The 6,475-nt window shown below is 67.6% G+C and carries 9 protein-coding genes and 1 pseudogene; 5 read left to right on the top strand and 5 right to left on the bottom strand.

From position 1 onward, the window contains the following. Positions 1 to 1,441 precede the first annotated feature (1,441 nt). Both ASG00_RS04860 and ASG00_RS04855 read right to left on the bottom strand, forming a co-directional pair. Positions 1,442 to 1,708, bottom strand: coding sequence for a Txe/YoeB family addiction module toxin (locus tag ASG00_RS04860; protein WP_056207297.1), 267 nt, complete (start codon positions 1,706 to 1,708; stop codon positions 1,442 to 1,444). After that, positions 1,705 to 1,953 carry a type II toxin-antitoxin system Phd/YefM family antitoxin gene (locus ASG00_RS04855; protein WP_056207295.1) on the bottom strand — a complete coding sequence of 83 codons (249 nt, stop codon included), beginning with the start codon at positions 1,951 to 1,953 and terminating at the stop codon, positions 1,705 to 1,707. The genes ASG00_RS04860 and ASG00_RS04855 overlap by 4 nt, the downstream gene beginning before the upstream one ends. Before the next feature lie 468 nt (positions 1,954 to 2,421). Between ASG00_RS04855 and ASG00_RS04850 the strand changes: the two genes are divergently transcribed. Further along, positions 2,422 to 2,988: an alpha/beta fold hydrolase gene (locus ASG00_RS04850; protein ID WP_056207292.1), complete on the top strand. Its 567-nt coding sequence runs from the start codon at positions 2,422 to 2,424 to the stop codon at positions 2,986 to 2,988. A 2-nt stretch (positions 2,989 to 2,990) separates the two neighbouring features. Continuing rightward, positions 2,991 to 3,332 carry a YchJ family protein gene (locus ASG00_RS04845; RefSeq protein WP_235557478.1) on the top strand — a complete coding sequence of 114 codons (342 nt, stop codon included), beginning with the start codon at positions 2,991 to 2,993 and terminating at the stop codon, positions 3,330 to 3,332. A gap of 28 nt (positions 3,333 to 3,360) precedes the next feature. Here the strand turns inward: ASG00_RS04845 and ASG00_RS14840 are convergent, their stop codons facing one another. Both ASG00_RS14840 and adhP read right to left on the bottom strand, forming a co-directional pair. Further along, a complete protein-coding gene (locus tag ASG00_RS14840) occupies positions 3,361 to 3,711 on the bottom strand; it encodes a hypothetical protein (RefSeq protein ID WP_156454826.1) in 351 nt (116 codons plus the stop codon). A gap of 70 nt (positions 3,712 to 3,781) precedes the next feature. After that, entirely contained in the window at positions 3,782 to 4,852 is a 1,071-nt protein-coding gene (gene adhP, locus ASG00_RS04840) for an alcohol dehydrogenase AdhP (RefSeq protein ID WP_048808839.1), read from the bottom strand. Positions 4,853 to 5,048: 196 nt separating this feature from the next. Here adhP and ASG00_RS04835 point away from each other — a divergent pair, with 196 nt between their 5' ends. Genes ASG00_RS04835 through ASG00_RS18680 form a run of 3 tightly spaced genes read left to right on the top strand, consistent with a single transcriptional unit; the run spans position 5,049 to position 6,078 of the window. After that, positions 5,049 to 5,531 (top strand): fluoride efflux transporter FluC, encoded by a 483-nt coding sequence (locus tag ASG00_RS04835; protein ID WP_235557479.1) that lies wholly within the window; start codon positions 5,049 to 5,051, stop codon positions 5,529 to 5,531. After that, on the top strand, positions 5,528 to 5,908 hold the full coding sequence (gene crcB, locus ASG00_RS04830) for a fluoride efflux transporter CrcB (RefSeq protein WP_056207291.1): 381 nt from the start codon (positions 5,528 to 5,530) through the stop codon (positions 5,906 to 5,908). The genes ASG00_RS04835 and crcB overlap by 4 nt, the downstream gene beginning before the upstream one ends. A gap of 38 nt (positions 5,909 to 5,946) precedes the next feature. Continuing rightward, complete coding sequence (locus ASG00_RS18680) at positions 5,947 to 6,078, top strand: hypothetical protein (RefSeq protein WP_268768859.1); 132 nt, start codon at positions 5,947 to 5,949, stop codon at positions 6,076 to 6,078. A gap of 62 nt (positions 6,079 to 6,140) precedes the next feature. On the opposite strand, the pseudogene ASG00_RS16945 reads toward ASG00_RS18680, so the two are convergent. Then, a pseudogene (locus ASG00_RS16945) lies at positions 6,141 to 6,475 on the bottom strand (MFS transporter); the annotation flags it as partial.

The raw sequence follows: 6,475 nt of genomic DNA, 5'->3' as shown, positions 1-6,475 counted from the left end.
TAAACTAACGACAGCTGATCATCGCAACGAAGCGAAAGACCACCACTCAAACGGACGCGGCCGCGGCGTCATTCGAGCTCTACCTGCAGACGCGTCGCGCTAGCGTTCGGCGCCGATTCTCGACTTCTCTGCGTTTGCTACAGCGACCGTCTCCTCGCCGGGGTCATACCCAGCCTCTTTAAGTCGTCGCTTATGTAGCCAGACTGTTGACGGCCCGCGATGATGCTGCAATCACTGAATCAGAGCTCGCGAGCCGCTCAATCTGCCTACGGATGCCGGTCCGTAAACGGGCATTGCCCAGACGCGGGTCCGTCGTGTGCCGTTGACTGCCGACAGGTCCGCCCACTCGAGCTCGGGCGCGTCTCGGTTGCTTGCAACATGCCGGATGTGAGCGGGCGATCGTCACCTGCCGGGCCTCATCCCGATGCGAGCTCCGCCCGGATGACGGCGCTCAGCGAATCTCCTCAGAGTTGCTCATCGAAGTTCCCCAGATCGCGGGGTGACGCTAGCGCAGGTTTGTGCCGGCGCGTAGAAACCGGGATGCTCGACAATGGGGCGATACTGTTCGACCGGCGCACTACACCGTTCGCAATCCGACGGCCCGAGGACGAAGATGGACTATCAAGGGTGGACGGTACTTCGATAGCCCTCGGCGTGTCCGAGGGCGTCGATGACGCCCCTGAGCCTCGAGTGCGCGTTGAAGCCGGCGAGTATTTTGTTGTTTGGGCGGGGATGTGCCGCGAATCGTTAGGTTCGTTGCGGCCTGATTGCGAATTGGCCGTGGACAATTAGATGATCCGATGCACAGCAGCGTCCGCAAGCCGGTCTCCCGCCGGTCGATTGGACGAGCTGTCGATGGTTACGGTGTGACGCCCGCCTGACATCGGCGCTCGTCGCAGTAGCCCCGCCAGCAGCGAAGCGCGATGATCCTCCGACATGCGCACGACCGCAAGCGCTAAGAACGTCTACCGCGACTCCGCCCTCCACGTCAGTTCAGCCACGCGGCCCACCCCTACCACGCGCAGAGTGAAGAAACAGAGCAATAGAAACCGAGCAATGCACGCAGGCACTTTCCGTGAGCGCGCTCGCGACCGTTGCCGCGGTTGGCATCGCGTGACAACCTCGTTACATGGTCCGCGGGTGACGAAATGCCAAGCGTGACGCTGCGGCATCGAAGGCTGCGGCGCAGCGCGTGAGAGAGACTGCGCGTGCCAATGCCGTTGATCGATTGGCGTCGAAGTGGGGGAGTGAGCGAGGAGCGCACGACCGTCTGAGCACGGTTTCGGCGGAGCTTGAACGACTGCATAAGCAGGAGGCGGCACTGCTGCGCGAGCGGGACGAACTCGTGCGAGTGATGCGCGTCGCCGAGGTCAGCTGGTCGACCCTAAGCATGCGGACCAAGCTGAGCAGGCAAGCGCTCATGAAGCGCTTGTAGTCAGAGTCAGTAGTGGTAGCGCGCCTGCAGGATCGTGATGTGGGTGTCGCTCGCGATGTAGACGAGGCGATTCGACTCGTCGATGCGGCGTGACCAGGCACCGGCGAGAGCGTGCTTGAGGGCTTCGGGCTTGCCAATTCCCTCGAACGGATCGTCGCGGAGGATGTCGGCGATCAGCTGGTTGATGCGGCGTAGGGTCCGGCGATCCTGCGTCTGCCAGTAGAGGTAGTCGTCCCGCCCCTCGGCTGTCCAGGCGACCTTGCGGTCGCTCACGGCTCGAGGACGTCGTGCTCTTCGATCTCGCCGTCTCGAGCGCTGACCAGAGCGCTCAAAAGGCGACGGGCGTTCTCGGGGGAGCGGAGCAGATAGCTCGTCTCTACGAGCGAGTCGTACTCGTCTTTCGACATGAGCACGGCGGAGCCGCGCTTGGAGGTGATCTCGATCTCCGTGTGGTCGAGATTGACGCGCTCGATGAGGCCGAAAAGGTCGCGGCGCGCCTCGCTCGTGGTGATGGCCATCAGTCCTCCCGAAGTTGTACCAGAAATAGTACCACTCGCCGGGTGTCGAGCGGCAGGTCCACAGGTCGATCAGAGGGTCCTGAGGAGGGCCGCCAGTCCGCAAAAGTCCGCAAGCGGTTGCGCAAGGTAGCAAATTCACGAAAGGTCGAGTGGTGTCAGAACGGGTATAAAGACTTGGTCAAAGTGCGTTTACGAAATGTCAGACAGTTCGACGAAATGTGCCGGATTCGATCCGCTTCAATAGCTGAAGCGGGGCTGGCGGGAGCGGCGTCTCGCCGGTGCGGTTCTGTCCGTACGATGGTGCACCGACCCGCGTCGACGCCGCGAGGCGCCCTCGTGTACTCGACCCCGCAGTGACGCCACGATTGGCGACTCAGGCCTCCGCCCGGGAGACTGGACTCACCGCCGCACATCGCCGATCGGCGACGCCGCGCTCTGCGGCGCATTCGACGTGAGAGGACCCCCGACATGGCCGACACCCAGACCTTCGACCCCGACGCGCGCGCCATCCCGTTCGCCGAGGAAGGCGTCGGGCCTGCCGTTGTGCTCATCGCGGCCCGTCGCCTCACGATCGATTACCTCAGCCCCCTCAGCCACTCGCTCGCCACCGAGGACTTCCGTGTCGTGCGAGTCGGCGCCCGTGACGATGCGGATGCCGCGGCCCCGACCGAGCGCGCACAGGACATTGTCGACCTGCTCGACCACCTCGCCATCGACCACGCGTGGATCGGCGGCCATCGTGACGGTGGCACCGTCGCCCGCTTCGTCGCGCTCGGACACCACGACCGTGTGAACGGCGTGCTGCTTCTCGGCGTCGAGGACGGCGACCTGCCCGCCCCGGCCGACGGGGTGCCGGTGCTCGTCATCCAGGGCACCGCTGACACCATCACCCCGCCCGCGAACGGCGCGGCGCTGCGCGATCGGGCTCCCGGCCTCGTGAGCGTCGTGCCCGTCGAGGGCGGAGGCGACATGTTCCCCACGACCCACGTCGGCGCCACCTCGTGGGCGATCGAGGACTACCTCGACTGGGACTGACCGTGACCGACACCCCGGCCGGCCGGATCGAACCGCGCACCGCCGAAGAACTGATGCGCTCGCGCTTCGCCGCTTTCCGTGACCAGGATGCCGCGTGGCTGATGCACACGTGGCATCCGTCGACGGTGCCCGACGTGCTCGACCTCGACGACTCGCCCCGCTGGCGCGGGCTGCAGATCGTCGACACCGTCGCGGGCGGCCCGGACGACGCGCACGGTGTCGTCGAGTTCCGCGCCACCTACGTCGACGCGGATGGCACCCTCGGCGTGCTGCACGAGCGGTCACGCTTCGTTCGCGACGGCGAACGCTGGTTCTACGTCGACGGAGATCTCTTCGATCAATAGGAGGGCCGTTCGGTCGGGCTGCGCTCGATCACCCCTCCCACCCGAACGCGTTGAACCACGCCGCGCGTCGTGCGGCCTCGCGATCCGAGCGTGCTGCGCGGAACGCGTCGTGACGCCATAGTGTGCCGGCATCGGTCAACCGCACGAACCCCAGGCACTCCTGGCAGAGGGCTCGCCCTGCGGGAAAGCCATCGTCGAGCCGGGGAGCAGGCTGCGCCGTAGCGCCCGAGCCGCGGCATCCGGGCTCGTCCTGCTCGCGATCCGACCACATCAGCGAGGTGCCGTTCCGGTTGTGCAGCCCCGCGTGTCCGATGGCGCGCGTGCACACCGCGCCGTCGCGTCGGCTGAGGCACCAGCGGGTCGGGGGAGTGTCGGTCACCTGGCCACTGTAGGCGGGCAGCGGAAGGGCGGGGCCGCCGCGCGACCCCGCCCACGACCGGATGCCGCGGTCAGTACTTCATGACGATGCGGCCGTCGATCTTGCCCTGCTCCATACGCTCGAACACCTCGTTGATGTCGTCGAGCGACTCGACGGCGATCGTCGGGTGGATCTCGCCGCGGGCGTAGAAGTCGAGGGCCTCGATCATGTCCTGGCGTGTCCCGACGATCGAGCCGCGGATGGTGATCGCCCGCAGCACGATGTCGAAGATGTTCGCGGGGAAGTCCCCCGGGGGAAGCCCGTTGAACACGATGGTCGCGCCGCGACGGGCCATTCCGAGTGCCTGACCGAACGCCTTCGGGTGCACAGCGGTCACCAGCACGCCGTGGGCGCCGCCGGTGAGCTCCTGCACGGCAGGTCCCGGGTCGGTCGTCGCCGCGTTGACGGTGACTTCGGCGCCGTGGGTGCGGGCGAGCGCGAGCTTCTCCTCGTCGATGTCGACCGCAGCGACGCGCATGCCCATCGCCCGGGCGTACTGCACCGCGATGTGGCCGAGACCACCGATTCCGGAGATCACGACCCACTCGCCGGGCTTCACCTCGGTCATCTTCAGACCCTTGTAGACAGTGACACCCGCACACAGGATCGGCGCGACCTCGTACGGGTCGGAACCCTCGGGAATTCGCGCGGCGAACCGCTCGTCGACGAGCATGTACTCGCCGAAGCTGCCGTCGACGGAATAGCCGCCGTTCTGCTGCTCGGGGCAGAGGGTCTCCCAGCCGGTGCGGCAGTACTCGCACACGCCGCACGCGCTCCACAGCCACGCGTTGCCCACGCGGTCGCCGACCGAGAGGGATGTCACGCCCTCGCCCAGTGCGACGACCTCGCCGTAGCCCTCGTGACCGGGGATCAGATTCGCCTTCGGCGCGACCGGCCAGTCGCCGCGCGCCGCGTGGAGGTCGGTGTGGCACACGCCGCTCGTGATCACCTTCACGAGTGCCTGGCCGGGACCCGGAGACGGGATCGCCACGTCTTCGACGACCAGCGGTTCGCCGGAGGTCGTGACCACCGCGGCGCGCATGGTGCCGGTGGGCACGGTGCCGCGATCGAGGTTCGGACGGGCGTCGGTGAGAATCGACATCGTCATCACTCCTTCGTGTCGGGGAACGGCCCCGGACCCCTTCCGAGGTTCCGTGATCCCCGTCGCGATGCCGACGCTACGCCGCGGCCCGTTGCATGCCGTTGCCGCATGTTGCGGCCGAGGTTCGTGCGCGAGTGGCGGTGGTGACGGGCGTAGATTGGGCGGATCGGCCGTCCGGCCGGGAACCGGAGGGCGAGTGAGTTCGCAGCGCGACAGCCACAGCGAGCTGCCGCTCGATCCCGACACCGACGACATTGCGGTCATCCCGAGGCCGCTCCACCTGCGCCCCGCCGCGGTCGGTCTGGTGGCGCTCGGCGGCGCGATCGGTACGGGGGTCCGCCTCGTCGTGTCCGCCGCCATCCCGGCCGAGTGGGGCATCCCCTTCGGCATTCTCGTCATCAACGTGACCGGTGCCTTCGTGCTGGGACTGCTGCTCGAGGTGCTCGTGCGTCGCGGCGACGACACGGGGGTGCGGCGCGGCATCCGTCTCTTCGTCGGCACGGGCGTGCTGGGCGGCTACACGACCTACAGCACCTTCGCCGTCGGTGCCGAGGGGCTGCTGCACACCGATCTGACCGCGAGCCTCGTCTATGGCGCAGTGACGGTCGTGGTGGGTGGCGCCGCGTCGATCCTCGGCATCGCCGCGGGGGCGGCGATCATGCGGAGGGCCCGCGCATGACCGTCATCTGGCTGTGGGTCGCGACGATGGCTGCCGGAGGCGTCGGAGCGGCGCTGCGTTTCGTCGTCGACGGCGCGGTCAAGGCACGGTGGCGGCATCCCTATCCGCTCGGCACGTCTGTCATCAACGTCACGGGCTCGTTCGTGCTCGGGTTCGTCGTGGCGGCCGCCGCAGGGCGCGTCCTGCCGGTCGAGGTGAGCATGATCGGCGGCACCGGGCTTCTCGGGGGCTACACGACGTTCAGCACGGCGAGCTTCGAGACAGTGCGCCTCGCGCAGCAGCGTCGATGGGGATGGAGCCTCGCGGCAGGGTTCGGCCAATTGGTCGCCTGCGTCGCGGGCGCGGCGCTCGGCGCGGTGCTCGGCGCGCTCGTGTGAGCGGAGCCCGAGGCCCGCAACAGTCGTACGATGGAGCGATGTCCACGACGCAGACGTCTTCTGACGACACCGTGACGGATGCCGCGACCCCCGGGCCGCAGTTCCTCAGTCTTCTCGGCGACGCCGACGCAGCCCCTTCGTGCTGCGGTGGCTCCTGCAGCATCGGCTGAGACCGCCGAACGACGATGCCGACCCGGTGACCCGGGTCGGCATCTGTGCGATCACTCGCAGGTCAGTGCCCGACGCCCGGCATCTCGATCGTGTCGGCCGGCTTGCGCACCATAAGCGCGCCCACGATCGTGAGAATCGACACCGCCGCCGCGAAGACGAACGCCGTGTGCGTGCCCGACGCCCACGCCTCGTTCGGCGATGCCCCGTTGGCCGACGCGTTCGCGGTGGACGTCGCCATCAGGGTGACCAGCACCGCGACACCCGCGGCGCCGGCGACCTGCTGCACGGTCGAGAGGATCGCACTGCCGTAGGCGTAGAGGTGCGGCGGGAGAGACCCGAGCGACGCGGTGAACAGCGGCGGGAACGACAGTGCGAGGCCGACGAACATCACCGTGA

This window comes from Microbacterium sp. Leaf351 (assembly GCF_001423825.1).
In the GTDB taxonomy this organism is placed as follows: domain Bacteria; phylum Actinomycetota; class Actinomycetes; order Actinomycetales; family Microbacteriaceae; genus Microbacterium; species Microbacterium ginsengisoli.
The sequence above is the reverse complement of the archived record's forward strand: the minus strand, read 5'-3'. Positions and strand labels throughout refer to the sequence as shown.

What these genes read in the sequence shown, in the direction of transcription:
- ASG00_RS04855 (WP_056207295.1), bottom strand. Translation starts at nt 1,953, where the DNA reads ATGGCCATCACCACGAGCGAGGCGCGCCGCGACCTTTTCGGCCTCATC.
- ASG00_RS04850 (WP_056207292.1), top strand. Translation starts at nt 2,422, where the DNA reads ATGGCCGACACCCAGACCTTCGACCCCGACGCGCGCGCCATCCCGTTC.
- adhP (WP_048808839.1), bottom strand. Translation starts at nt 4,852, where the DNA reads ATGTCGATTCTCACCGACGCCCGTCCGAACCTCGATCGCGGCACCGTG.
- crcB (WP_056207291.1), top strand. Translation starts at nt 5,528, where the DNA reads ATGACCGTCATCTGGCTGTGGGTCGCGACGATGGCTGCCGGAGGCGTC.
- ASG00_RS18680 (WP_268768859.1), top strand. Translation starts at nt 5,947, where the DNA reads ATGTCCACGACGCAGACGTCTTCTGACGACACCGTGACGGATGCCGCG.